This is a genomic window from Chthoniobacter flavus Ellin428, assembly GCF_000173075.1.
GTDB classification, from domain to species: Bacteria; Verrucomicrobiota; Verrucomicrobiia; order Chthoniobacterales; family Chthoniobacteraceae; genus Chthoniobacter; species Chthoniobacter flavus.
In genome coordinates, this window is record NZ_ABVL01000005.1 from 89,240 (window position 1) to 115,231 (window position 25,992).

Below are 25,992 nucleotides of genomic sequence, written 5' to 3' on the forward strand. Positions count from 1 at the left end.
TGGCGTGGGGAGGAAAGGCTGCTTAGTAAAAGGCGGGGGTGATGACGAGTGAGCCAATCGCTGAGGGAGCAAAACCTTTGGTGGCTCGGCGCACGAATGGTGGGTTGTGGGTCGGAGCCTCTTTTCTTAATCGTAATCTTGATCTTAATCTTAATCTCCGTGCACACGCGCGCCGGAGGATTAAGATTACGATTAGGATTAAGATTAAGAATCCTGCCTCCGTCCCCGGAAAGCCCCGCCCCGCTCTAGTTATTGCTATCCGGCACGATCTTCTTCACCAGCCGGTCGACGCCTTCGCCGGCGAAATCGCTGGCGGGGTAGATCTTCCGGGCCTTGAGGTAATAAGCGAGGCTGGAGCCGACTTGGTCGCGCTTTTCCATGTCCTGCGCGTCCTGCAAGGTCCGCACGAAATCGGCCGCGTGCGGGGTGAGGTCTGCGCGGGTCTTGCTCAGCTTCGTGTCGTCGGGGAATTGCTGGGCGATCTTCTCCACACTCTCCCAGGCGCCCGGGTAATTGTTCTGCCGCACCATTTCATCCGCCCGCATGAGCGCGACTTCGATGGTCTGGACGTTGTCGAGCACCTCTTTCAACTTGGCCGCTTTGTCCGGATAGAAGGCGAGGGCGCCGATGAAGCGGGCGCGGTCGTCGAAGATCTGCCGGTAATTCTTCTGGCTGAGGAGCTGTTCGAAATCGATGACCGCCTTTTGCTGGATGTCGCCCGTTTGGAAGATCTTCTTCGAAAGCTCGGCCAGCGCGGGATTGCGCGGCCAGAGTTCCGTGGCAGCGGTGAGCTCGGCTTCGAGCGTCGCGTTGTCGCCCTTGAGCGCCGCGTTGCGCGCCTTGGCCAGGTGCATGTCGGAGATCTGCTTGGAGGTATCGATCGCCGCCATCGGCTTCGAGGAATCGAAATCCTTGGCGATGACGCCTAGATCCTTCACGAGCGACTCGGCGAGCGTGTAATCCTTTACGTCGATCGCGGAGACAAGCTGGTTTGTCTTATGCGCGAACTCCAGCGCCTTGCGCTTCTTCTCGCGCGGCAGGGTACGAATCTCGGGCACGAACTCACCGACGGTGAACGCCTCGCCGAGGCGCTTGGTGGCGCTTTCGAGTTCCTGTTTCTCGAGCAGGAAGTTGTAGGCCTGCACCCCTTCGCGCACGTCGCGCAGGGCTTCATTGGCCATGGAATCGATCGTGCCCACGGTAGGCGGCAGCCCGGAGCTCTTCTCGAAGAGATCCTTGGTGTCCTTGCCCACGTTCAGCTTGGTGTCGCCATCGGTAAAGACCGCACGGTAGAAGCGTGTGGCGATGAGCACGTGCTGGAAACGCCGCTGGAGGAAGAACTGGAGGATGAGCGCCTGAAACTCGACCTTGGCCTGGATCGAGTTGAGCTCGCGCTTCACCGAGTTGGCCTTCTTTACGGCCTCGATCTCCGCGATGCGCTTGGTGTGCTCCACCTGGATCATGTTGTCCCTCGTAACTCTGGTTGCTGGACGGGCTTTTGCCGCCGCCCTTTTGCTTCGAGCTGCTTCCCGTTGAGGACGCTTCGCGCGAGCCATCCATGACGCTGGCGTGCTGCGCGTTCCAGTATTCCTGTTTGAGTTCCGAATCGAGCGCGTCATTGGCGGAGGCGAGACGGTTCTGCGCGTTCTGCGCGCGCCAGGCGCTGTAGACGGCGTCGGCAATCGAATCGCACAGGCGGGCATCGATATCGAAGCTCGAGCCGCGCGGCAGCAGACGGAACGCAGCGTCGATGTTTTGCGTCGTGGCGTTGCCCGGTGCGAGGAGGGTCAACAGGTTATTGATGACGGTCTGGTACTGCCGGTCCACCGCGGTGGTCTCCTCGGGCGCGTTCAGATACTTCTCAAACCGGGCCTGGAAGAGGCGATTGTTATTCACGTTCCAGTTCTTGCCGTCCCAGGTCATGATTTCCGTGCCGGGATCGAAGGAGGGAACATCCTTGCCCAAGAAGCTGCCTTTCTGGCCGCCGCCGGCGCCGTTCTGAGCGGCAGGCTGGGCCGCGGGAGCAGTGGCTGTGGCGCCGCCACCGGCTGCCGGAGCAGGACCGCCGGGGGCGTCCGGGACCTGGGCAATGGAGGTGCTGGCGAGCAGGAGGGAAGCGCCCCAAGACATAAGGCGCAGGCTTTCCGGGGAGAACGTTCTCATAGAGGTCAGGACTTCTTTACATCCTCGGCGGACAAAATTCCATGATCTTCCACCTTGATCAGGAAGAAAAACCGCTGCCCTTTTTCAATGTTCACACTGTTAAATTTCGGGGGGACGAGGATGGGCAATACTTCGCCATTCGCCTCCACGGAAAACAAACGACCGATCGTGGGGGACCACTGGAGCGATTGTCCAATGACGGCATCCAGTTTGTAGCTGTTGCCGCGCAGGCTATTGGAATTTTGCAGGTAGTCCTGCACCGGCAACGGAGATATGCCGCGAAACGGATCGCTCGCCCGGCCGAAGAGAAAATAGCCGCCACCCAGGGCCGCGAGGACGAGGATGACAGCGATCAACATCCATGCGGGATGAGCGGAAGAACTAGCGCGACGTGCCATGGGAGGGAAAAATCGGAATGACGAAAGACGAGTGATGAATGACGAATGGGATATTCGTTTCCGGGAACTTGGAGCTGGGCCGTTGGGCTGTCATTTCTCTTTACACGAGCCTTACAAAACGGGCGCTGCGGGCGCGACCGTCATTTGATGAAACCCCAGTGCGGACCGAAGGGCCAGTAGACGAAGAGACCGCGGCCCATGATGTTGCGCTGCGGCACGGGACCCCAGTCGCGGCTGTCGGAGCTGTGGTAGCTATTATCGCCCATGGCGAAGTAGTGCTTCGGCGGGATGGTGAAAGTCTTGTCGGAGGCGGTGAGGATATTCGCCAGGAAGCCGGAGGTGCCGAAGCTGTAGCCTTCGTATCCGTCCTTGGCCGCCATGACGCGCGCAAAGGGAGCGCCCTCGGCGAGTTGGCCATTGACGTAGAGCCGGGGCGAATCGATCCGCAGCGTATCGCCGGGGCGGCCGACGAGACGCTTGATGTAGAATTGCGACGGCACGTTCATGTCGACTTTCCAGTGCCACTGATCGGCGAAGCTCGCAAGTTCCGGCCAGTCGAATTGCGTGGGATCATTCGGCTCGAAGCTGCCGGAGTGCCGGCGATCGATGGTGGGCAGGCGCTCGGTATTGAAGACGAAGACGTCGCCGCGCCGGGGCAGGCGGAATTCGTAGGACATCTTGTCCACGAAGACGTGGTCGCCGGTGTCGATGTAGCCACGGGCGATGTGGTCACCCCGATGATAGGTCTCCACGGAATTCAGCCCCCAGGTTTCGACCGCCGTGCGCATCGGGCCGTGAATCCAATAGGTGTGTCCCTGGCTCGTTTCCACCTTGGTGTAGGTGAAGAAAAAGGCCCAGTTCACTTCCTCGACGCTGGCGATGGATTCGTCGTCCTGCGCCACCACGTTGACCCAGGAACGGCCGTGAATCAGCGAATCCCAGAGGCGGATGGCGGCGTTCGGCGGATCTTCCGGAGTCTTGTGGCCGAGGATGCCATTCAGCGTGGGCTGCATGGAGCCGGTCGGAATCGTGAACGGCTGAATGAAGAAGGTGCGCACGGCCAGGGCCACGACGATGGCAACCAGGAAGACCTCGCAGTTTTCCCGCCAGGCGGCGTCTTCCACTTTGGGAAGCATGCTGGTGCAGAGAGCGTTGAGGGCCTGTGCGGCCGATTCGACTTTCTGGGCGTCGCGCTCCTTGCAGCCTTCCTCGAGATGCTCAATTTCGCGCTCGAAATCCGTGACAGTGACTTCGCTCCAAAGGTCGCGTTTGTAGTCGAGAATCTTCCGTGCGTCCTTGGCGAACTGACGCCCTTGTTGGACGAATTTAGGAAGGAAAAATGAAAACATGGCTAGGGACGCGGAGTCGGGAGTCCAATCCGAAATCCCCCGTAAAGAAAGAGAAATTTTGCCGACGAACGGCGATTACCGCTCATCGATCGGATCCGCCGGAACCTTGGTCGGTTCGCCACCGTAGATGCGCTTATTCGCATCCGTTTCTGGCTTCATCCAGCCATTATAATAGAAATTGCGGTCTTCTTCGCTGGTATCGCAGCCGACAAGGAAAACGGCGATCAGCAGAAGGGGGAGGTATTTCATGGTCGGGGACTGTAGGCGGTTTTTTGAGATCGGAAACCACTTCTTGCGAATTCTACCGGTTGGCTCTGTGCGCTGTAGTGGCGGCACTGCGCTGCCGCGGTGGGAAGGCTTCTCATTCTTAATCTTAATCTTGATCTTAATCGTAATCCCGCGGCTGCGGCGCACTCGGGGATTAAGATTAAGATTACGAGTAAGATTAAGAACCAGGAGCGACGCTGCGCTTGCCTCCACCGGGCCGCTCGTCGCAAAGTCGGCGCTCCTTACCTCATCATGAAATCACTCCCCCTTCACGCCCTCGTCGCCGCCTCGCTCGTGCTTACGCCCGCCCTCTGGGCGCAGGATAAGCCAGCCGCCGCTCCCACCGCAACTCCCCTAGCCACGCCCTTCCCGCTGCCCAAGCAGGAGCCCGACGTCGCCGCGGAGAAATACAGCGCCAAGACTGGCCAGCCAGATGCCGGCTTCCTCGCCGCGCATGAGAAATATGTAAAGATCGCCAAGGAGGGCAAAGGGAAGCTTCTGTTCCTCGGCGACTCCATCACGGCCGGGTGGGCGGGCCGCGGCAAGGAAGTGTGGGCCAAATCCTTTTCGCAATGGGATCCGGTCAACTTCGGCATCGGCGGCGACCGCACGCAGCACGTGCTGTGGCGCATCGAAAACGGTGAGCTCGCCGACAGCTTCAAACCGAAGGTCTGTGTGCTGATGATCGGCACGAACAACGTGGGTGGGGATTCCGCTGAGGCCATTGCCAAGGGTGTGACGAAGATCGTCGACACCATCCGCACCAAGACCCCCGACACGAAGATCCTCCTCCTTGCTGTTTTCCCGCGCGGGGAAAAGGCCAGCCCCAATCCCGCCCGCCAGAAGCTCGCGGAAGTGAACAAGATCATTTCCAAGCTGAACGACGACAAACACGTCTTCTATATGGACATCGGCGAGAAATTCCTCCAACCCGACGGCACCTTGCCCAAGGACATCATGCCCGACTCCCTGCACCCGAACGACAAGGGCTACCAGATCTGGGCTGACGCGATTACGCCGAAGCTGACCGAACTGATGAAGTAACCGGTCCCAGATTTCAGCGCTCTGCCAGGCTCTCAAGCTTGGCAGAGCGCTTTCTTTGTACGCAGGCTGGCAAAAGAACCGGTTTGCATTCGAGCGGCGTTCCCGCTTTGGAAGACGCCATGAATCGCACTTTTCTCCCCAGTGTTCTGGTGGCGTCGCTTTGTTCCGTGGGCGTGTGGATGCCGTCCGCGAGTTTCGCTGCCAGTCCGGGTGATGCTTCGGCGAATGTCGATTGGCCGGTCTATCTCGGCGGCAAATCGCGCAGCCTTTACTCGCCGCTCCAGCAGATCAACCGCGATAACGTCTCGCAGCTTCAGGTCGCGTGGACTTACGACACCGGCGACAAGGGCGAGTATCAGTCGAACAATCTCATCGTTGGCGGCGTCCTCTACACCGCTACGCCGACGCGCAAGGTGGTCGCCCTCGACGCGGCCACGGGGAAGGAGCTGTGGAAGTGGGATCCGGTCTCGGAACGGCCGGGCGGGAATCGCAGCCGCGAGCGTGGGCTCGTCTTCTGGCAAAACGAGAGCGGTGGCGAGGGTCGCATCTTCACCGGCGTGGGCAATTACCTCTACGCGCTCGACACGAAGACCGGCCAGCCGATCCGCAACTTCGGGCAGAATGGCTCGATCCATCTCGGCACCGGACTCGACGTGGAAGGCTTGCCCGCCGTGGGACTCAACACGCCGGGTGTGACTTACAAAGACATGCTCATCATCGGCGGCTTTGGTGGGCCGGGCGCGATGCGCGCGTTCGATGTCCACACCGGCGAACGTCGCTGGATCTTCCATCTCATCCCGCGTCCGGGTGACGTCGGGTACGACACCTGGCCCCCCGAGGCTTACAAGACCGCGACCGGCCTCATGCCGTGGTGCGGGCAATCGCTCGATGAGCAGCGCGGCATCCTCTATGTCGCGACGAAGACCGCGGAGCCCGACTTCTACGGCGGCGAACGGCACGGCGACAATCTCTTCGCCAACTGCCTCGTGGCGCTCGACGCCAACACCGGCAAACGCCTGTGGCATTTCCAGATCGTCCACCACGATCTGCTCGATCGCGACCTGCCGTGCCCGCCGGTGCTCATCACCGTGATGCACGACGGCAAGAAGGTCGACGCCGTGGCCCAGGGCACCAAGCAGGGGCTGCTCTTCGTCTTCGATCGTGTGACCGGCCACCCGCTCTGGCCGATCGAGGAGAAGCCGGGCCCCCAATCCGAATTGCGCGGCGAGCAAGCCTCGCCCACGCAGCCTTTCCCCACGAAGCCCGTGCCGCTCACGCGCGAGTTCTACAAGCTCGAGGATATCTCGACTATTTCGCCCGACGCCACGCTGGCGACGGTGAACAAGGTGCAGAGTTCGCCGAATGTCGGCCCGTTCCCCGCGCCGAGTATCAAGGAATTGATCATGTTCCCCGGCTTCGATGGTGGCATGGAATGGGGCGGCGGCGCCGCGGACCCCAATGGCATCTACTATGTGAACGTGAATGAGATGCCGTGGATCATGCAAATGGTCGAAACGCGCAATCCCGACGGCACGCCGATCGCCCACGGCAAGCGCGAGTACATGCTCAATTGCGCGGCCTGCCACGGCCTCGACTTCACCGGGAATCCGCAAAGCGGTTTCCCTACGCTCGTCGATATCGCCAAGCGCAAGACGCGCGACCAGATGGTGCTCGTCACCAAGCAAGGCGCCGGGCGCATGCCGGCCTTCGATCGCTTGAGTGAAGGCGATCGCAACGCGATTCTCGATTACATCCTTGGCGTCACGCCGCCACCCGCCACCAGCGGCCGGGCTGATGAAGCGCCCGCGCCCGCGGCCAAGGGACGCAAGGAGCCGCCATACGCCTTTGCCGGGTTTCACCGCTTTTTGGACAAAGAAGGTTACCCGGCGATCAAGCCGCCGTGGGGCACATTGAACGCGGTCGACCTCAACACCGGCGAAATCAAATGGAAGGTGCCGCTCGGCGAATACAAGGCATTGACCCAGCGCGGCCTCCCGCCGACCGGCACGGAAAATTACGGCGGCCCGGTCGTCACCGCAGGCGGACTCCTTTTCATCGGCGCCACGGCCGATGAAACGTTCCGCGCTTTCGACAAGGACACCGGCAAGATCCTCTGGCAAGCGGCGCTCCCCTTTGGTGGCGACGCGACGCCGAGCACTTACACGGTGAAGGGCCGGCAGTATGTCGTCATTTCCGCGGGCGGAGCGAAATCCGGCCGCCCCGCCGGCGGCAGCATTGTCGCCTTCGCCCTGCCGGAAGCGGCGGCGAAATAGGCCCTCTGGCCGGCGCATCGCGGCGCGCCACGGAGGGACACGCTCCTGCGTGTTCCCCATTTGGGGGCTGGGAACGGGGAAGTAGGAACGCGCAGGAGCGCATCCCTCCGTGGTGCGTCCCCTCCTAGCCGGCGCCGCTCCAGCGCCGAAAATCACCCGGTCGGCGGATTCTTTACTCCCCGGCGAATCGTGTTAGTCTTCCGCCATGCGTGAGACGACTCTACTCGCGATTGTGGCGGCAGCGGCGTTGTTAGGCATGGGGCTGGGATATGTGCTGATGCCGAAGAGACCGGCGCCGATTGCGCAGGCGACTGTGCTCGTGACTCCGGATGTTCCCGCACAGACGTTGACGAAAGTGAATCCCGACGCCGGAAAAGACATCCCCGAGGCCGGACAGCCCGATCCCGCCTCAACGCCCGAAGCCATTCACGCCTGGCGCCGGCAGGACAAGGACGCCATTAAGCAGCGAATCTCCGCGCTCTCCAATGCCGACGCGGAGCAATTGTGCTTTACCCTCCAACTGATCCCGCGCGACGAAGTCTTCGACAAAATCAACGTCAAGGGCCGGCTGAACCGTCACATCGACGACATGCGTATGGATGCGGAATTCGGCGACATCGACACGGCCTTCCGCGACCTCCGCCGGGATCGGTAGAGCGCGGTTACGAATTCCGGAGGGAAATGGGACGGACGGAAAACAGGCCAAGGAAACCGTGGGGCGGCGATCTTCACTGCACCTATGAATATCGGTTCCTTCATTTGGTGTGCCGCCATCTTTACCGTCTGTGCCAGCCGGGGTGTTGCGGATGATTCGGCAAAGCTCGCGCCGCTCTTTGCTGCGGTTGCCGAGCATGGCGGGACCATTACCATCCCGCCCGGGGACTATGCGCTCGACGGCACGCAGCCGATTCCTTTGGCATCGCACACGACCGTCTTTGCTTACGGAGCGCGTTTTCATTTGCCCGATGTGCTCGGCGATAAAGCGCGGGCGGTGCTTTTCAGGGGAGAAAACGTCAGTGATTTTCGGTGGTTTGGCGGGCACTTCGCCGGCCATGTATTCGATCCCGCGCGGGAGGAGAACTCGTGGGAGCCCAATGTGAATACGCGGGCGATTCTCATCTCCACGACAGGAAACGGAGAGACGAAAAATCTCACGTTCCGTGATGTGACTTCCGATGGGCTCGCGGGCGCGGCGATCAGCGTGGCGGGAGCGGAGAAGCACGGCAGCGACCGCGAAATCGAATCTTACGCCAGAAACGTGACGGTGGAGAACTGCACGCTCGAGCGCAGCGGAAAATTCATGTGGGATTACGGTCTGCTCTGGCAGATCACCATTTGGCCGGAGGATTACTCGCCACGCGAACGCGCGCTGGCGGCGAAATATTTCCGCAATGATCTGATTTGCCCAGGAGTGAGTATGGCCGACGGAGACAGTCGCGTGCGCTTTGCGAACCGCGACCATCCCGTCGGGATCAGTCGTGGCGATGATCCTCAATACGCGGTGTGCTTTTTCGGCGATGCGCTGCCGCGCAATGTCGTGCGCGGTCGCCAATACTTCGTCGTGGCAAGTGATGCGGAAGGCATTCAGATTGCCGAACAGCCGTCGGGTTCACCGATGCGCTTCGAAGGGGCGGGTGGCGAGGTGAAACTAATCCACAATCTTTCAGCCGCTTATGGCGCTCTCTATTCGCCCACCGGCGCCGGTCCTGGCAAAGGGGCGATGGATCTCGTCGGTTGCGAGAAAGTGATTGTCCGGGGCTGCCGGTTGAGCGCCCTCGGCGATACCATGCACATTCAGAAAAGCCGCGGCGTGGTTTTCGCGGACAATCACATCACCGGTTCACGCATGGGCGCCTTTTTCCTCGCGGAGTTTTGTCAGAATGCGACCATCACCGGAAATACGATCGACGGGACCAACGGTTCTCGCGTCATGAGTGTGGAGAAATCGTGCGAGGATGTAACGATCACCGGCAATACGTTCCGCAACGGAGGGCGTGGCTCGTGGATCAATCAGCCGCGCAATTTTGTGATGACGGGAAACGTCTTCATCAACAATACGACGAAGAACGAGCACGATCCGCATCGGGGCCGGCGGAGTTTCGTGACTGGCGACTATGAGCAGAAGCCGGAGCTCTATTTCACACTCCACGAACGCGATGGCCATTACGGGCCCGTCATTGTCCGCGACAACATTTTTGTCACCGGCCCAGAGTGCGGTTCACCCGCGGTGACGTTCGCGCCCGGCGGCCAGCAACTCCTTTTCAAGGACAATGTCTTTCGGTCACACGATGCCGCCATCCAGGTCGACCCGAGCTGTGTCGACGTGGAGATACGCGACAATCCCGGCGCATCGTTGAAAATCGCCCCGGTGGATTTCAACCATGGGCGTCGTTGAGGCGTTCCTAATTCGCCTTCAACACCTCGATGAATGCTTCCTGCGGGATGTTCACCCGGCCGATGGCCTTCATGCGCTTTTTGCCTTCCTTCTGCTTCTCGAGCATGCCGCGCTTGTCCATGATAAGCTGCATGAGCGGCCAGATGTAATCGTTTGGCACCATGATGAAGCACTTCATAAGGGGTAATCTGCTTCCCGAGAAGCCGGAAACAAGGGACTGAAATTAAGCTGGCCAGAGCCGGAACTGTGCCGCTTGGAAATGCCGGTCGAATCCAAAAATCCGGGTAATGGATTCGCGTCGCATGAGAACGAAAGAAATACAGTCGGTAAAAGATACGGACTGGTCTGCGTATTTTCGCATGAGTTTCACGGCCTTGTTGTAGTCATCCATGCCGGGCCGCAACCACTCGATTGCTTTGCTTTGCAAATAGGTAGCGGCACATTCGGCGGCGAAAGCGTACGATTCGCGCCTGGCCAGCAGGGTAATTGTTTCATCCAGTACATGCTCCGTGGAGAAGAGACGATCATCGGAATCAGCCAGCATCTGCCAGCCTTCTGTAGCGGCTGAATGGTGTTGGTCGTGTGTCAACTCACGGGCGAGAAACGCACCGGTGTCGATGAACAACTTGCTCATGCTTCGCCGTAGAGATAGTGATCGTGATTGGCGGCCAAATCCCGTGGAGTAGCCTTACTGGAAGGCTTCAGTTTTTTGAAAAGAGGGTCGTCACGGCGGCTACTCGGTTTTGACGCCGGTCCAGCAACCTTCTCTAGTTGCCGGCGGATCAACTCGCTCAAAGATAAGCCGCGAGTGGCGGCAACAGTTTCCGCACGACGTCGCAAGTCTTCCGGCAGCAAAATGGTGGTGCGATGCATATATGGATGTTTCCACATTCATATATGGAGGTCAATTTCTCGATGCGCCGCAAAAGCGGCGCTGCCTCATTCGCCTTCAGTGCCCCGACGAACAACTCCTGTGGGGTGTTCGCCGAAGTAACCGGATCGGTAAGGTGGACTGAAGGCCAATTCCGGATGCTCGCTCAAACCCGGTTTGGCCTAGTTCGCCTTGAGCACCTCGATGAATGCTTCCTGCGGGATGTTCACCCGGCCGATGGCCTTCATGCGCTTTTTGCCTTCCTTCTGCTTCTCGAGCAGCTTGCGCTTGCGGCTGATGTCACCGCCGTAGCATTTCGCGGTCACGTTCTTGCGCATGGCGCTGACGTTCTCACGGGCCACGACCTTGCCGCCGATCGCTGCCTGGATGGCGACCTGGTAGAGCTGGGTGGGGATGACTTCCTTGAGCTTTGCCGCGAGGATGCGGCCGCGGGCCTCGGCCTTGTCGCGATGCACGATGCTGCTGAAGGCGTCGACCGGTTCGCCGTTCACCAGGATGTCGAGCTTGACCAGCTTGTCGGCGCGATGGCCGGCGTGCTCGTAATCCATTGAGCCGTAGCCGCGGGTGATGGACTTAATCTTGTCGTTGAAGTCGACGAGGATTTCGTTGAGCGGCAGGATCGTGGTGAGCATCACGCGGCGCGCATCGAGGGTCTCGGTGTGGTCGAGCATCCCGCGCTTGTCCATGATGAGCTGCATCAGCGGCGAGATGTACTCGTTCGGCACCATGATGAAGCATTTCACGATGGGCTCGCGGATTTCGAAGATCACGCTCGGGTCGGGCATGAACTCCGGATTGTCCACGTACAACACCTCGCCATTGGTCTTCTCGATCTCGTAGATGACCGAAGGATACGTGGCGATGATATCCATGTCGTACTCGCGCCGGAGACGTTCCTGGATGATCTCCATGTGCAGCAGGCCGAGGAAACCGCAACGGAAACCAAAGCCGAGCGCGACGCTCGACTCGGCCTGGAAGACAAAGCTGGAATCGTTGAGCTGCAACTTGCCCATCGCCATCTTGAGATGCTCGAAGTCGGCGGTGTTGATCGGATAAATGCCGCTGAACACCATCGGCTGCACGACCTGGAAGCCGGGCAGCGGTTGCTCCGCGGGGGTGCGCCCGTTGGTCAGCGTATCGCCGACTTTCACCTCGCTGGTCGTCTTGATGTTGGCGATGACGTAGCCGACGTCGCCGGCGTTGAGCATCGGCTGGGCAAAAAACTTGGGCTGCTGCGGTTTGAAAAGGCCGACCTCTTTCACCTCATAGCTGCCATTGGTCGCCATGAGCTTCACCGGGTCGCCGGCTTTGATGCTGCCATCGACCACGCGCACATAGACAACCACGCCGCGGTAGGTATCGAAAGTGGAGTCGAAGACCAGCGCGCGCATCTTGTGCGTCGGGTGGCCTTTCGGGTGCGGGATGCGCGCGACGACAGCCTCGAGAATTTCTTCGATGCCGATGCCCGCCTTGGCGCTGGCCAGCAGCGCTTCGTCCGCGGGAATGGCAAGGATTTCCTCGAGCTGGCGCTTCACGGAAGGCAGGTCGGAATTCGGGAGGTCGATCTTGTTGATGACCGGGATGAGCGTGAGACCCTGCTTCATCGCCAGGTGGACATTGGCCACCGTCTGCGCCTCCACGCCCTGCGCGGCGTCCACGATGAGCAGCGCGCCTTCGCACGCGGCCAGCGAACGGGAGACCTCGTAGGCGAAGTCCACGTGGCCGGGCGTGTCCATGAGGTTCAGCTTGTAGGTCACGCCATCCTTCGCCGTGTAGTTCATGGCGATGGGGTGGGCCTTGATGGTGATGCCCCGCTCGCGTTCGAGGTCCATGGCGTCCAGGAGCTGATCCTGGGCTTCACGCTTCTGGATCGTGCCAGTGAATTCCAGCAGCCGATCGGAAAGCGTGGTCTTCCCGTGATCGATGTGGGCGATGATGCAGAAGTTGCGGGTGCGCGTTTGTGGCATGGAAAGAGCCGCGCACTATGGGCGGCAAGTGGCGTGCGGTCAACCCGGGGTTGCGGATCCGTCAAGCCGGTATCGGCGCGAGATATCCTTTTGTCCACCCGGTTGCGTTGACGGAAGCGCCGACCGGTGTTTACCTGCCAGCCTCCATATCGGGACGCGGAATGCCAAAGAAACTGAGTTACGTTTTTATCGCCATGGGATGCCTCGGGGTGTCTGCCGCCGGCATTGCCTGGGAGGTCCATGACCATGCGGTGCACGAAGAACAAGCCCGGCAGGCGCAACTGGAGGAAGACCGGATTCGCATTCGAGACGAGCGCTTGGAGCGCAGCGTGGAGGAAGCCCGGCGAGTGCTAAACGAGCTGCAGGAACCGGATTTCTGGCCCGTCGATACGGATCTCTGGCAGGTCAAACAAATCACGGTGGCCCAGGAGTTGAAACGGCCCGTCGATCAGTTTCGCAAGGGACTCGAGGAAGATCTCAAGGAGATTGTCGCCCTTGCTCCGCAGGCTGGGAAAGAGGCCCGGATGCGCTGGCTCCAGGCGGCAGATGTGGCCTACGCGCTTTTCAAGCTCCCCGAAGCGGAACGTTACTACCGCGAGGCGTTATCGCGGGCGAATGAGGACCGGGATACCGCCGAGTCATTTCGTCTGAATGAACGGTTGGCCGACGTCTGGCATTCGGCGCGTCATTTCGAAGAAGAGCGCCGGCAGCGGGAATACATCGCCACCATGCGGGCGAATTCCGGCCAGCCGGGTGACGCTCCTCTCGAGGCGAAGGCGCGATTGGCCATTTGCCTTCATGACTTGGGCAAAGCACAGGAGGGGCTGGATATCTTGAACAAGGCCTTCGATGCCGACCGGTGGGAACTCGATAAGGATCATCCCGATATCCTCTTTGCGGCCACCATCCGTTCATTTTTGCTCCACGAGATGCAGCGGTATACGGAGAGCGAAATGGCCTCTCGCCGTGTGTTGAGTGAGTGTGAGCGGGTCTACGGTGCAGACGATTTGCACACGGCGATCGCTCTCGGTCGGTTGGTGGCCTGTGACAGCACGGGGCAAAATTTTTCCGACGGGGCCAGGCTGGCTCCGCGTGCTGTGGAGTTGTGCGGGAAATTTTACGGGAAGGAACATCCCATGATGGGCATGTTCCTCCGTTTCGCCGCCAGTGCCTGCGCGCATGTCGGAGATTACGCCACCGCGGAGAAACTGGCCCAACGCAGCCTGGAAATTCATGAGGCAATATTTCCCGCGGACCACATCGAGGTCGGTCACGACTTGGGACTTCTCGGTTATATTGCCGAGAAGACCAACCGTCTGGCAGATAGCGAGCGGTATTTTCGTGGCGCTTTGGATATCTATCGGAAAAATGTGGGACCAGATTCCCACTTCACCCTCTCTGTCCAAAGCCATCTGAATACGCTTCAGTGGGAACTGAACGAAAAGGCCCCGGCGGACTCGGGTTCGGCTGCGGTGGGAGCAACCCTGCCGTCACCGACGGCGCCGGAATACTCGCGTGTCTTGTACATGCAAGGGCAGTCCGCGGCGCAGTCGGGGCACTATCGGGAAGCGGCGGACCTTGTCCGGCGGGCGATTGCCGCCGACGAAAAAAGGGAGCCGGAGGGGGTCAATCTTGCCCAAGATTACATCAGCCTGGCCCAGGTCCTTAACGCCATGAAGCAGAACATCGAAGCGGAGGCGTACTTCAAGCGTGGCCTGGCGATCATGGAGAAGAAATACGGCCCCAACCACCCTGAGATCATTCTGGTCCTCAATCGTCTTGCGGGGTTGTATGTCACGACGGGACGGCCAACCGAGGGGGAACAGCTGCTCAAACGCGTCATCGATTTGGGAATCGCCAATGATTTAACGAAGAACCTGGAGTACGCGCGGGCGATGAACACGCTGGCCTACGTCCTCCAGACTACGAAGCGATTTGACGAGGCCCTTCCGCTGCAGCGCAAGATCCTCACCAATGTGGAACTCACGCTCGGCAAGGACAACGAAACCTATGGGGGCTACCTGCACAGCTTGGGGCAGACTCTGTTGCTTCTGAAACGGGAAGATGAAGGCCGGCATGCCGTCGAGCAGGCGGTGGCGATCGGTGAGAAATTGCCGACGGGATGCCGGTTGCTTCCGGTCTGGCTGACCACCTTGGCCGCGATTCAAAATCATTCCCGCGAGACGCCGCAGGCCGATGCCACTTTTCGTCGCGCGCTGTCCCTGCTTTATCAAGCGGAGAAGGCGGCCGGGCAGCCGCCCCCTCCTTTGCAGAATACAGCGGGTGCGTACACGGTTTTCCTCAAAGAACATGGGCTGACTCATGCGGAAATCGATGATCGTCTCGCGCAGCTTCGCAAAGGTGAAGATGTGCCGGCGCTACCGGCGGGGCAATGATGAGGTTTCGGCGGGCGGAGCGGAATGCGACAACCGCTATTCGAGCGGTTTCAGGGCCGCTTCCAGTTGTCGTGCATTGGCCTTGCCGTTGGCGTAAGCAGCGAGCTGGTCGACGAGGGTGACGAGGTCGCGCATCCGGGTGTGCTCGTCGGGTGACCATGTCTCGCCGCCGAGAGAGCCGCGTCCCTGTATCCACATGGAGAAATAGTAGGAAACGCCGTCGGCTCCATTCCGAGGCTCGGCGGGATGGCGTGCGTCGAGCAAGGTCTTCTTCCAAATCGCTTTGACGCGATCGGAGAGTGCCGTCTGCTCGGCGAGCGGCTCGGGGAGCGCTTTGGCAACCGTATGCGTGGTGATTTCGGAGATGTTGCCGGGCGTGCGTTGTTTCAGCTTTTGATATGCTTCGTTCTTTTCCATGGGGAGCTCCTTCCCGTCCTGGTCCAAGGCGGTCATGTGCCCCGATTCGTAATCATGCAGCAGTTCCAGGTTCCAGATGTGGCAGGAGGGCGTGGTGACAAAGGCCTCGACCCCTTTCTCGCCCGCGCGCAGGCCAACCACGAATTCCGGACGAAATGAGGGAATAACCACGACGCGCAGGATTACGCCTGGTTGGTAAGCCGGAGCAAAAACCTGGCGGACGTTGGCGTAATAGTTGTCCCCGTTATCACCGGCGAAAATGCCGCGTTCAGGTTCAAGATAATCCTGCGCCTTTGCGGAACATCCGAGCAATGCGGTAGCGAGAAGGAGGGTGGCGATTTTCATGGGGGCCTTCGGGTCAAGTTGCCTCGACGGGCACGAATTACACGCGGATTGGCCGTTGCCGTCGAGCCAGGTTGTCTGCTCGTTCGGAAGTTCAACTTCGGGACGAGGGGGCTTCTGGCCAACCCGGGGTTGCGCAGGCCAGTAAAGGGAGCTACGCCCTTTGGGGCACGATGAAGTTTCCCTCCACGACACGGCGCACGTTTCTGCAGCAAATCGCCGCTCTCTCGGCGTTTTCTTTCTCGGGGAGAGGAGCGCTCCGGGCGGCTGGTCCGACTCCGGGTGAAGGAGGATTGAGGACATCCATGGATCGCGCGGCTCAATGTTGTCTCGCCTGGCTGAATCCCGAGGCGGAATGGTTGCCGACGGGTGGTTACGAAGTGGCCCACGACACGGGGCGCTGGTGGGATGCGATGCTCCGCTACGAGGCGGCGACAGGTGTCCGGCTTCCGGAGCGCGAAGAGCAGGCCATGATGAAGAACTTGCGCGCGTTGACCGGGAATCCGGCGGCGTTGCTCATGAATTGCGCCGGTTTGCCGATCCCTGCGGAAAAGATCAAAGTGAACCCGCATAACCTGCGCGAGACGATGCTGGCCTATACCGCACTGGTTCGCTATCGCAAGAGCGACTGGGCGGCGACGCAAGGGCATACGTTGCTGGAGGCGATCGAGTCGGTGCTCGAGCCGGATGGACAAATGAATTACCCGAAGTTGGCCACGGTGGCGGGTGGGCCGCTCACGGCGGATCCGCTGATGATTCAGCGCGCGCCGGCGGGGGAATGGTTCAATGCGACCGCGACGACGGGGCGGGCGATCGAGGCCATCGTGTGGTTTCATGAGGCGACTGAGGATGCCCTGGCCTGGAAACTCGCCCAGCGACTGGCGGAAACGCATCTGCGGCAAACGATCGATCTCAGCGGCGAGGTGCGCGCGGAGCTGCGCGACCCGGGGCACGTGGGGCATACTCATTCCTATTGTGGCACCCTGCGTGGGTTATTGCTTTTCGGGCTCGCGAGCGGGGAGCAGCGCTATGTCGATGCGGTGGCCGCGACTTATCGCCGCGGGCTTTGGGGTTCGGCGATCAGTCACTCCGGCTGGACACCGCACGATCAAGGCAAGAGCCGTTTTCACGGACCGGAAGGCGATCCGGTGGGCGAGCACGCCAGCTGTGGCGATATCGCGCAGATCGCGCTGTGGCTGGCATTGCGGGCCGGGCAGACGGATTTGCTCGACGACGTGGAGCGATTGGTTCGGGCGCGTTTGTTACCGTCGCAAATGAAAGATGAGAAGCGGCCGCGCAACAATGGGGCGTGGGGCGTTTATGCACATCCCTTCGGTTTTGGGGCGATTCTCGATGTGTTTGCCGCGGTGCTGCATTCCCTTGCGGACCTGCAGCAGCAGATCATCACGACCACGGCCGCGGGAGCGGTCTCCGTGAATTTGCATTTCGATGCCGAGACGCCCGCGGTCAAGGTGGCGTCGAGACGCGGGGGAAAGGCCACGCTCGTCGTGACGCTGAAGCAGCGCCGCGATCTCAGGATTCGCGTGCCCGCCTGGGTATCACGTGATTCGGTGCAGCTGCGAATCGGTGAGCGGCCGACGGCTGCGAGTTGGGACGGAGCGTATCTCGTTTTGTCCGACAAGGAGCTTCCCGACCAAGCGGCCGTGACGCTGGAGCACGATCTGCCGGCCCATCAAACAGTGGAGGAGATGCCCGTCAGCCATCGGAAGTTTCAACTCCAGTGGCGCGGAGACGACGTCGTGTCGTGTGATCCGAAGGTGCCGATTTACGGGTAGGAACCGGTCCGGCGGATTCTACTGCCGAAGAGCGGGAAGCTCCCATCACCTACGGCGCAAGAATTTCTCCAGCCCGTTCGCCGCCTACACCTCCGCCGGTTCGAGGGCGACTTCGTCGAGGACATCCTGGCAATCTTCCTCGTGCTTCACCTTCTGGCGGGTGCGGGCGACAAGGACGTAGATGGAGGGCAGGACGAAGAGGGTGAGGATGGTGCCGACGATCATGCCGCTGACGAGCATGATGCCAATGCTGTTGCGCGCGGCAGCGCCGGGGCCGGTAGCGATGACCAAGGGGAAGTGGCCGGCGACCGTGGCGACCGAGGTCATGAGGATCGGACGCAAGCGGGTGCCGGCGGCTTCGGTCACGGCCTTCACTTTGGTCAGACCGGTTTCTTGCAGATGATTGGCAAATTCCACGATGAGAATGCCGTTCTTGGCCACGAGGCCGACGAGGGTGATCAGACCCACCTGGCTGTAGATGTTCAGCGTGGTGAACCCGAGGAAGCTGAACATGAGCGCGCCGGAAATCGCCAGCGGCACAGAGCCGAGCAGGATGATAAACGGATCGCGGAAGCTCTCAAACTGGGCGGCGAGCACGAGGAAGATGAGGATGACAGAGAAGATCATCGTCGTGGTCAGCGAGTCGCCTTCGGTGCGGAGCTGGCGGGCGGTGCCGCCGTAGTCGATGGTGAAGCCCTTCGGCAGAATCTCTTTGGCCTTTTCCTCGAGCACTTTCAGGCCCTGGTCGAGCGTGATGCCTGGCGGGACGGCGCCCAGGATTTTCGCGGAGTTGAGTTGCTGGAAGCGGTTGAGCGTGCGCGGCTCGGCGCTGCTCTTGAGCTTGGCAAAGGTCGAGAGCTGCACGAGCTTCCCGTTCGGGCCGGTCACGTAATAGTTTTTGAGCTGATCGGGGTTGAGCCGTTCGGCGCGTTTGATCTGCGGGATGACCTTGTAGCTGCGGCCCTGAATGGCGAAGTGATTGACGAAGTTGCCACCGAGCATCGTGGACAGATCGGCACCGACCTGGCCGAGGTTCAAGCCCTGAAAGGCGACCTCGTCGCGATCGAAGACGACCTCCGTGCGCGGGTTATCGTACTTCAAGTCGGTGTCGGCGAACATGAACTTGCCGCTGGCAAACGCGGCGGCCACGAGTTGGTTGGCGTAGTCGACGATCTCGCGCGGCTCCGCCGTCGAGTTGATGACGAATTCGACCGGGAACTGGCTGCCGCCCGGCAGCGGTTCGGGTGTGGTGGCGATGACCTGGATGCCGCCGATCTGCGAGGTCTTGGCGAAGACTTCGCCGACGATTTGCTCCGCCGTGCGATGGCGTTGGCTCCACGGTTTCAAGCCCATGCCGCCGAAACCCGTGAACGGCTGCGTGAGCTGGAAGGTGTGGAGGTTTTCCGGGATGGATTGGAAGACGTCGTTGACCTTTTCCGTGTAGCGCGCGGTTTGCTCGATGGTGGAGTTCGGCGAGGCGTTGACGATGCCGAGGATCACGCCCTGGTCTTCCTTGGGCGCGAGTTCCTTCAAGCTGAACATGGAGAACGGCGCGATGAGCATCATGACAATGACCGCGAGGGTCAGCGTGACCGGCCGCCAGCGCAGCGAGTTGGCGAGCAATCGCATGTAACGGTGGCGGATACCGTCAAAGCGGCGATTGATCCAGCCGGCAAAGCCCTTGTGCGAATCGCCGGCCCGCAGGAGCTGCGAAGACATCATCGGCGAGAGCGTGAGGGCGACGATGCCCGAGACGATGACCGCGCCGGCGAGGGTGAAGGCGAATTCGCGGAAGAGCGTGCCAGTGAGGCCGCCTTGAATACCGATCGGCGCATACACCGCGGCGAGGGTAATCGTCATGGCGATGATCGGGCCGACGAGTTCGCGCGCCGCTTTCAACGCAGCCATGTGCGGCGGCTCGCCGAGGTGCAAATGGCGCTCGACGTTTTCCACCACCACGATGGCATCGTCGACCACCAGACCGACCGAGAGCACGATGGCCAGCAGCGTGAGCAGGTTCAGCGTGAAGCCGAAGGCCAGCATGAGGAACGCCGCGCCGATGAGCGAAATGGGAATGGCGACGACCGGGATGATGACCGCGCGAATCGAACCGAGGAAGAGGAAGATCACCACGACGACGATGAGCAGCGTCTCGGTGAGCGTATGGATCACCTCATGCAGCGCGTCGCGGATGTAGCGGGTGCCGTCGTAGGGGACGTCCATCTTCATGCCGACGGGCAATTGCTTCTCGATCTCGGGCAGGGCGGCGCGCACGCCGTCGATGACGTCGAGCGAGTTGGCCGTGGGCATGACCCAGATGCCCATGAATACGGCTTTCTTGCCGTTGAAGCGCACGTCCATGTCGTAGTCCTCGGCGCCGAGCTCCACGTCGGCGATGTCCTTGAGACGGACGATGGCGCCGTTCTGCTGACGGATGACGAGTTGGGCGAATTCCTCCGGCGTGTGCAGGTCGGTGTTGGCGATGAGGTCGATGACGGTCATCGAGCCCTTCGTCGTGCCGAGGGCGGAGAGGTAGTTGTTTGCGGCGAGCGCGGCCTGCACTTGCGAAGGCGAGATGTTCAACGCGGCCATGCGGTCGCCCTTCAGCCAGATGCGCATGGCGAAGAGGCGCGCGCCGAGAATGTCGGCCTTTTGCACGCCGCTCACCGCGGTGAGCTTCGGCTGGACCACGCGGGTGAGGTAATCAGTGACCTGACTCGGGTCCATCGTGGTCGAGTCGAAACTGATGTACATGATGGCGTACTGGCTGTCGCTCATCTGCAGCTCGATGGTCGGCGCCTGGGACTCCGGCGGCAGATCGTTGCGCACCTGCGCGAGCTTCGACTGGATCTGGGTGAGCGCGGCGTTCGTGTCGTAGTTCAGCTTGAGGTGCACCGTGATGATGCTCAGCCCCTGCGCGCTCTGCGACTCGAGGTAATCGATGCCATCCGCGCTGGCGATGGCCTTCTCCAGCGGCGTGGTGATGAAGCCACGCACCAGGTCCGCCGCGGCGCCGATGAAGTAGGTCTTCACCGTGATCGTAGCGATGTCGCTGCGCGGGTATTGCCGCACGTTGAGGTTGCGGATCGACTGCAGACCCGCCACGAGAATGAGCAGGCTGAGCACGGTCGCGACAACCGGGCGGCGAATGAAAAGGTCGGTAAACTTCATATCCCTGGTCGAGCGGCGGGCAGCTTAGGTGTCGTTCGGTTTGGGGGTAAGGCTGTTGTCGGGCGTGACGGCGTTATTCACCTGGACGGCGGCGTGCGGGCACAGTTTGAAGCCGCCGGAGGTGACTACTTCGTCGCCATCCTGGATGCCGGAGAGCACGGAGACCTGGTCGCCGCGCGCCGGTCCGAGCTTCACCACATGCTGCTCCACTTCCAGACCGGGCTTGCCATCGGCCGCCGGTTTCACGACGTAGACGGAATCGCCGTAAGGCGCGTAGTTGACGGAAGAAACGGGAATAGCGAGCACGCTGTCCTTTTCCGGAAGCAGAACGTCCACGTTCACATACATGCCGGGACGCAGCTTGTGATCGGGATTCCGCGCGGTGCCCTGGACCATTACGTTGCGCGTGGCGTCGTCGACCCGGGAGTCGATGGCATTGATCTCGCCCTCAAACTCGCCCTCGATGTCCGCGGCCCGGAGACGGAGCTTCTTGCCGACGGCGAGTTGACCGAGGTCCTGCTGCGGGAGGTTGAACTCGACATAGATGGGGTCGAGCGATTGCAGCGGGACGATGGACGCGCCGGGATTGAGATACTGGCCGAGATTGACCTGGCGGATGCCGAGATAGCCATCGAAGGGCGCGACGATGTGTTTGCGCGCGATGACCGCCTTGGCGGTATCGACATTGGCTACGGCCTGACGGTATTCGCTCTGGGCGGAGTCCCAATCGGAAGGCGAGATGGTCTTCTTGGCGACGAGGTCGCGCTTGCGATCCATGTCCACCTTGGTCCATTCCAGCTTGGCTTCGGCGGCGTGGAGCTGGGCTTCCTCCTGCTGGGTGTCGAGCTGGATGAGCGAGGCACCTTTCTTCACCGCGGCGCCGGATTCGAAATTGATCTCCGAGACGATGCCCGCGAGGTCCGTGCTCACGGTCACACCGTTGACCGCCCGCAGCGACCCCACGGCGCTGAGCACCGGCTGCCACTTCTGGCCTTTCACCACCAGGGTCGTTACCGCGACCGGCGGCATGGCGAAATTCTTATGCGCCTCGATGGCTTTCATCACCATGACTTTTTTGGCGTAGCCGATTCCGGCGATGCACGAAAACACCACCACGAGCATGACGATCATTCGTTTCCACATAGGCAAAAAAAGGGCAGGCGGGACTTAAAAAGGTCGGGCAAAAGGGCGGGTAGGGCGTTACGGCCGGGAGGAGGAAACGCGGCAACGCAGCCGGAAGGCAGGGCAGCCTTCGAATCGAATGGTCAGGGTATTCGAAATAAGTAACGGCATGGAAATTTCGCGTCGTTAATCAATCTTCCTCGTAGCTACTGTCAAGAAAAGGAAATGAGACATTTGGGTTTCAGTCGGTGGTCTCTCTGTCGACGTTCGGAGGGACGTCCAAAAGACACCAAATCGGCTCAATTCTCAACGGCGAAAGCCGGGCGAAAATGGGAGCCCCATGGCGAGAAGAGAAAAGACAATGCACCGTTGGTGCGCCGGACAGGAAACTGACGGCCTGGCGGGCCTGTCGGCTAAAATTCGTTGTCCCTCTGGAAACTTCTCGAACTCAGCGCAATACGCTGCCTGGGAATCCGTTGCCTAGGAATGCGCCAGCTCGCCCTTGGCGGCCGGTTGCGCTTCTCCCTTGAAAGGCACCATCATACAGACCGCGAAAAGCAGGGTGAAGAAGAGGTCGCTGAGCAGGGTGTAGCGATAGAACCACCACGTGGACGGATAGCCCGGCAGACCAGTCGTCATCGCTTGCACCCATCCGGCCGCCGTCTTGGCGTAGGCCGGTTCAGAGAGCCAGGAGCCGGTGTTCGTGATCACGAAGAAGACCAGCGAGCCCACGAAGCTCGCGCCCAGCAAGCGGAGGATATTCGCATGACCGCGCAGGGCAAAACCGAGACCGGAAATGAGCGCCAGCGCCAGGTAACGGGGCAGGATATCGAAAGTGAGCAGCGGTTGATGATAGTGAAACAGGTTCAACACGAGGTCGCTGATGAAGAGCATGGCGACCGGCAACACCATCGCGATGCGGCGCGGCAGATAGACCGCCCCGCAAAGGGCGACGGCGGCCACCGGTGCGAAATTATGCGCCCAGTGAAAATCGCCACTGCCGATGAATCCCGAAAGGATGCGGTAGAGAACAACGACGACGAGGAGGAAAAGCGCGGCGAACATCGCGGATACAGTGCTCCCGAAGAGGCGGGGGATCAATCAGAAACAGCGAGTGCCAAGAGCCAAGAGCCAAGTGGCGACACCATCTGCGTAGGGCTGTGAAACACTTGGCTCTCTCCAAGATTGCACTTGCTCCCCGCCGGGCGTGTTCCCTAATGTGACGCCAGTTCTTTGCCAGTTTAAACGTTAGTAGATCGAAGGAAGGAATTCCGTGAAAATCGGAAGCAGTTGCGCTGCTGTAACTGGATACAACTCCTCAATGGCCAATCGCCGGTGTCCCGGTGGTGAAGGCGGGGAGAAGGATGGCGGGGCTTGAGCATTTTTTAGAAATGCCCAAACCGCGCCGGAAGCCAGAAGCCAGAACATTTCCTCGAGCTGCTCTCATTCGTGCCGGCCGGGCGCGCTGCGATCACACGCGGCGAGTGCGGACGGCGTGGAAAAACTTCTTCGCAAAAAGAAGAATGAGAAATCAGCACCTCTGCCTCGGTGCCATTCGCACCGTGGTCGTGTTCTGGTTTCTCCTCATTCAAGTGAAACCAAACATGAAAAAACACCTCTTCGGCTTTGTTCCCAAGGCTGCCTTTCTCGTCCTAACGGCGCTCGCTGCGTCTTATTCTGCCCGAGCGCAGTTAATGGTAGTTGGCGACGGCTACACTGCCGTGCCCTACTACACCCACACCACCTCGGACAACATCGTGAGCTACGATTGGGACGCCAACGCCAATCTCTACTACATGACCTCCACGGGCTTCCCGGACATCAATATGTGGAAAACGAACGGCGGTTCGCCGGTGAACATCTACGCCAATCCCAACAACTTCGCGGGCGCCAGCGTCGTCGACATCGGAAATTTCGTTTACTTCAACGACAGCGATTTCTCGAATAACCAAAATATCCACGCCTATGGTCCGCTGACCGGGACACCCTCGCAGGCCATTGTCTCCACGACCGCGAACTACGGCCTCTACAACCATGGCGGCGATCTTTTCCTCACCGGCGCCGTGGGCTCCGGCTCCAACCAGATCTTCTACTCTCATCTAGCCGCCAATGGCACGCTGGTAAGCAGCCCTGCTATCAGCTTGGGGACGACCGGAGGAGGTTCGGGACCGCTGGCTTTTGACGCGGCGGGGGATTTGTATTTTGCCCCCGGCTTTGGTGACTCGAACATCTATAAATGGTCGGGGGTGGAACTCGCGAACGCGATCGCCAATCCCTCCCTCGACCCTTTAAGTACGGCCGGTCACGTGTGGGTGAACTATGGTGGGCTCTTCCCCACCGTGAGTGGCGCCACTTCGATGCTCGTGGATCCCTCGGGAAATCTGTTGGTCACCCTGACCGATTTCACGAACCCCTCGGACCTGGTCTCCTTCGGTGCCAATTCCAACGGCGATTACAGCGGGATCGAATCAACCATCCTCACCGATACCGGTCTTTTGGGCGAATTGCGCGAGCACGACGGCGGCACGTATGTGTCGGCGAATAATGAAATCGTGCAGGTCATTCCCGAACCGGCGGCGCTGTCCATGGCCATGGGAGGAATTGTCCTATGGCTGCTTCCGCGGAGGAGAAGGCCGGCTCGGCAAAAGCGGATAAATGAGTGGCCAGAGTTTCCCGAAAAGAGCGAAACGTGAACCCAATGAGCGCCACCGTTTTCCGCTGCTCCCTGTGCTGGCTTTTTCTCCTGGCCGGCGTGGATTTGTCCGCCGGCCCATATTCCGCCGCGCTGAATGACCCGGCGAATACACACGATGCACCCGTACCGGGATTCGTGGGGCCCGATGGGATCGGTGGCGCGAGAATCTCCGACGGCTCGGGAGGTTTCCTCAATACCGACAACTATGTGAATCCCATCTTTTTCGATTGGGCTTCGTCTGTGATCAACTACTCACCGGCCCCTGGCGTGGCGAGCACCTGGAGCAATCCGGCGCTCTCCCTGGGTCCGGTGACTGGCGATGACTTCAACGTCGTTTCGCTCGGTGACCTCAGCAGTTCGCAAATCGCCTCCAGCACCCCGCCGGGCATGCTGACCCTGCATTTCACGCACCCGATCCGGAATCTCAGCGGCGCGGATTTCGTCGTCTACGAGAATGGATCCCTCTCGGGCTTCAACACTGGTGGAGCGGGCAGTGGGGGAATCTTCGGCGAGCTGGCTTATGTGGAAGTGTCCAGTGACGGCATCAATTTCGTCCGCTTCCCGTCGGTATCCTTGACCCCCAGCCTGGTGGGAAGCTACGGAACCATCGACCCCACGAATGTCTTCAATCTCATGGGCAAGCACGTGAATGCCTATGGCGATTCCTGGGGCACACCGTTTGACCTTTCGGACGTGGGGCTCGATAGCATCAGTTATATCCGCATCGTGGATATTCCGGGCAGCGGCTTCTTCAAGGATTCCTTGGGCAATCCCATCTACGATGCCTGGTTGACGATCGGTTCTGGCGGGGTGGATGTCGAAGCGATCGGGACGATTTCGCGGCTGATGACTTTCAACGAATGGCAGGACTTGAACGGCCTCGCCGGGGCGACGCGCGGCGCGACAGTGGACGCGGTGGGGAATGGTGTTCCGAATTTGCTGAAGTACGCCTTCACTCGCCAGCCGACCCGTCTGGATGGCAGCCCGGCTTTGACGAGTGTCGCCCTCGAAAGCGGACGACTGGTCATCACCTTCACGCGCGACGAGCGGGCGAGCGACTTGCTTTATGAAGTCCAGGTTTCCGACACGCTGAGTGCGAGTGATTGGACCACCGTGGCGCAGAGCACGGGTGGCCAGGCGATGGCGGCGGTTGGGGCATTTACCCCCACGATCGAGGAGGCCAGTGCGAGCGCGATTACTAGTATTGGCGTCATTCGTCGAGTTCGGGTGACGGACGTGGTGTCCGCGGCCGGCCGCCAGAAACGATACATGCGCGTCAAGGTCACCCAGTTGACGACTCCGTGA

19 protein-coding genes, 1 pseudogene and 1 riboswitch are annotated in these 25,992 nt (G+C 60.5%); of the genes and pseudogenes, 8 read left to right on the forward strand and 12 right to left on the reverse strand.

Annotated features, from left to right (window positions below; all coding sequences use genetic code 11):
• Positions 1-245: 245 nt before the first annotated feature.
• The 4 genes from CFE428DRAFT_RS10180 to CFE428DRAFT_RS37180 all read right to left on the reverse strand — a co-directional run bounded on the left by CFE428DRAFT_RS10180 (position 246) and on the right by CFE428DRAFT_RS37180 (position 4,159).
• Positions 246-1,400 (reverse strand): hypothetical protein, encoded by a 1,155-nt coding sequence (locus CFE428DRAFT_RS10180; protein WP_162145256.1) that lies wholly within the window; start codon positions 1,398-1,400, stop codon positions 246-248.
• Positions 1,401-2,168: 768 nt separating this feature from the next.
• Positions 2,169-2,561: a hypothetical protein gene (locus tag CFE428DRAFT_RS10190; protein WP_131989244.1), complete on the reverse strand. Its 393-nt coding sequence runs from the start codon at positions 2,559-2,561 to the stop codon at positions 2,169-2,171.
• Positions 2,562-2,701: 140 nt separating this feature from the next.
• On the reverse strand, positions 2,702-3,910 hold the full coding sequence (gene lepB, locus CFE428DRAFT_RS33365; RefSeq protein WP_006979442.1) for a signal peptidase I: 1,209 nt from the start codon (positions 3,908-3,910) through the stop codon (positions 2,702-2,704).
• A 75-nt stretch (positions 3,911-3,985) separates the two neighbouring features.
• Complete coding sequence (locus CFE428DRAFT_RS37180) at positions 3,986-4,159, reverse strand: hypothetical protein (RefSeq protein WP_006979443.1); 174 nt, start codon at positions 4,157-4,159, stop codon at positions 3,986-3,988.
• A gap of 270 nt (positions 4,160-4,429) precedes the next feature.
• Here CFE428DRAFT_RS37180 and CFE428DRAFT_RS10200 point away from each other — a divergent pair, with 270 nt between their 5' ends.
• From CFE428DRAFT_RS10200 to CFE428DRAFT_RS10215, 4 genes are all read left to right on the forward strand, one after another.
• Positions 4,430-5,221: a GDSL-type esterase/lipase family protein gene (locus CFE428DRAFT_RS10200; protein WP_006979444.1), complete on the forward strand. Its 792-nt coding sequence runs from the start codon at positions 4,430-4,432 to the stop codon at positions 5,219-5,221.
• Positions 5,222-5,340: 119 nt separating this feature from the next.
• Entirely contained in the window at positions 5,341-7,494 is a 2,154-nt protein-coding gene (locus tag CFE428DRAFT_RS10205) for an outer membrane protein assembly factor BamB family protein (RefSeq protein ID WP_006979445.1), read from the forward strand.
• 205 nt (positions 7,495-7,699) lie between these two features.
• Positions 7,700-8,149, forward strand: coding sequence for a hypothetical protein (locus CFE428DRAFT_RS10210; RefSeq protein ID WP_006979446.1), 450 nt, complete (start codon positions 7,700-7,702; stop codon positions 8,147-8,149).
• An 84-nt stretch (positions 8,150-8,233) separates the two neighbouring features.
• Positions 8,234-9,889, forward strand: coding sequence for a right-handed parallel beta-helix repeat-containing protein (locus tag CFE428DRAFT_RS10215; protein WP_006979447.1), 1,656 nt, complete (start codon positions 8,234-8,236; stop codon positions 9,887-9,889).
• Between the two features lie 7 nt (positions 9,890-9,896).
• On the opposite strand, the pseudogene CFE428DRAFT_RS35575 reads toward CFE428DRAFT_RS10215, so the two are convergent.
• The 4 genes and pseudogenes from CFE428DRAFT_RS35575 to lepA all read right to left on the reverse strand — a co-directional run.
• A pseudogene (locus CFE428DRAFT_RS35575) lies at positions 9,897-10,013 on the reverse strand (hypothetical protein); the annotation flags it as partial.
• A gap of 99 nt (positions 10,014-10,112) precedes the next feature.
• Positions 10,113-10,523: a type II toxin-antitoxin system VapC family toxin gene (locus CFE428DRAFT_RS10220; protein WP_006979449.1), complete on the reverse strand. Its 411-nt coding sequence runs from the start codon at positions 10,521-10,523 to the stop codon at positions 10,113-10,115.
• Positions 10,520-10,762 (reverse strand): ribbon-helix-helix domain-containing protein, encoded by a 243-nt coding sequence (locus tag CFE428DRAFT_RS37185; protein WP_131989245.1) that lies wholly within the window; start codon positions 10,760-10,762, stop codon positions 10,520-10,522. Before CFE428DRAFT_RS37185 ends, CFE428DRAFT_RS10220 begins: the two co-directional genes overlap by 4 nt.
• 180 nt (positions 10,763-10,942) lie before the next feature.
• Complete coding sequence (gene lepA / locus CFE428DRAFT_RS10225) at positions 10,943-12,748, reverse strand: translation elongation factor 4 (protein ID WP_006979450.1); 1,806 nt, start codon at positions 12,746-12,748, stop codon at positions 10,943-10,945.
• A gap of 161 nt (positions 12,749-12,909) precedes the next feature.
• Here lepA and CFE428DRAFT_RS10230 point away from each other — a divergent pair, with 161 nt between their 5' ends.
• Complete coding sequence (locus CFE428DRAFT_RS10230; protein ID WP_162145257.1) at positions 12,910-15,144, forward strand: tetratricopeptide repeat protein; 2,235 nt, start codon at positions 12,910-12,912, stop codon at positions 15,142-15,144.
• Positions 15,145-15,180: 36 nt separating this feature from the next.
• Here the strand turns inward: CFE428DRAFT_RS10230 and CFE428DRAFT_RS10235 are convergent, their stop codons facing one another.
• Positions 15,181-15,906, reverse strand: coding sequence for a hypothetical protein (locus tag CFE428DRAFT_RS10235; protein WP_006979452.1), 726 nt, complete (start codon positions 15,904-15,906; stop codon positions 15,181-15,183).
• A gap of 302 nt (positions 15,907-16,208) precedes the next feature.
• Here CFE428DRAFT_RS10235 and CFE428DRAFT_RS10240 point away from each other — a divergent pair, with 302 nt between their 5' ends.
• Entirely contained in the window at positions 16,209-17,699 is a 1,491-nt protein-coding gene (locus CFE428DRAFT_RS10240) for a hypothetical protein (protein ID WP_006979453.1), read from the forward strand.
• An 84-nt stretch (positions 17,700-17,783) separates the two neighbouring features.
• Here the strand turns inward: CFE428DRAFT_RS10240 and CFE428DRAFT_RS10245 are convergent, their stop codons facing one another.
• The 3 genes from CFE428DRAFT_RS10245 to CFE428DRAFT_RS10255 form a co-directional block, all read right to left on the reverse strand.
• On the reverse strand, positions 17,784-20,870 hold the full coding sequence (locus tag CFE428DRAFT_RS10245; RefSeq protein WP_006979454.1) for an efflux RND transporter permease subunit: 3,087 nt from the start codon (positions 20,868-20,870) through the stop codon (positions 17,784-17,786).
• A 24-nt stretch (positions 20,871-20,894) separates the two neighbouring features.
• Positions 20,895-22,013: an efflux RND transporter periplasmic adaptor subunit gene (locus tag CFE428DRAFT_RS10250; RefSeq protein ID WP_042724756.1), complete on the reverse strand. Its 1,119-nt coding sequence runs from the start codon at positions 22,011-22,013 to the stop codon at positions 20,895-20,897.
• A 459-nt stretch (positions 22,014-22,472) separates the two neighbouring features.
• The gene (locus tag CFE428DRAFT_RS10255; protein ID WP_006979456.1) at positions 22,473-23,057 is read right to left on the reverse strand and encodes a DUF6580 family putative transport protein; all 585 of its coding nucleotides are present in this window, start codon (positions 23,055-23,057) and stop codon (positions 22,473-22,475) included.
• A gap of 200 nt (positions 23,058-23,257) precedes the next feature.
• Positions 23,258-23,413, forward strand: a riboswitch (cobalamin riboswitch).
• A gap of 102 nt (positions 23,414-23,515) precedes the next feature.
• On the opposite strand from CFE428DRAFT_RS10255, the gene CFE428DRAFT_RS10260 reads away from it, so the two are divergent.
• Together CFE428DRAFT_RS10260 and CFE428DRAFT_RS33370 are read left to right on the forward strand one after the other, a co-directional pair.
• Positions 23,516-24,685, forward strand: coding sequence for a hypothetical protein (locus tag CFE428DRAFT_RS10260; RefSeq protein ID WP_006979457.1), 1,170 nt, complete (start codon positions 23,516-23,518; stop codon positions 24,683-24,685).
• Between the two features lie 5 nt (positions 24,686-24,690).
• Complete coding sequence (locus tag CFE428DRAFT_RS33370) at positions 24,691-25,992, forward strand: hypothetical protein (RefSeq protein WP_006979458.1); 1,302 nt, start codon at positions 24,691-24,693, stop codon at positions 25,990-25,992.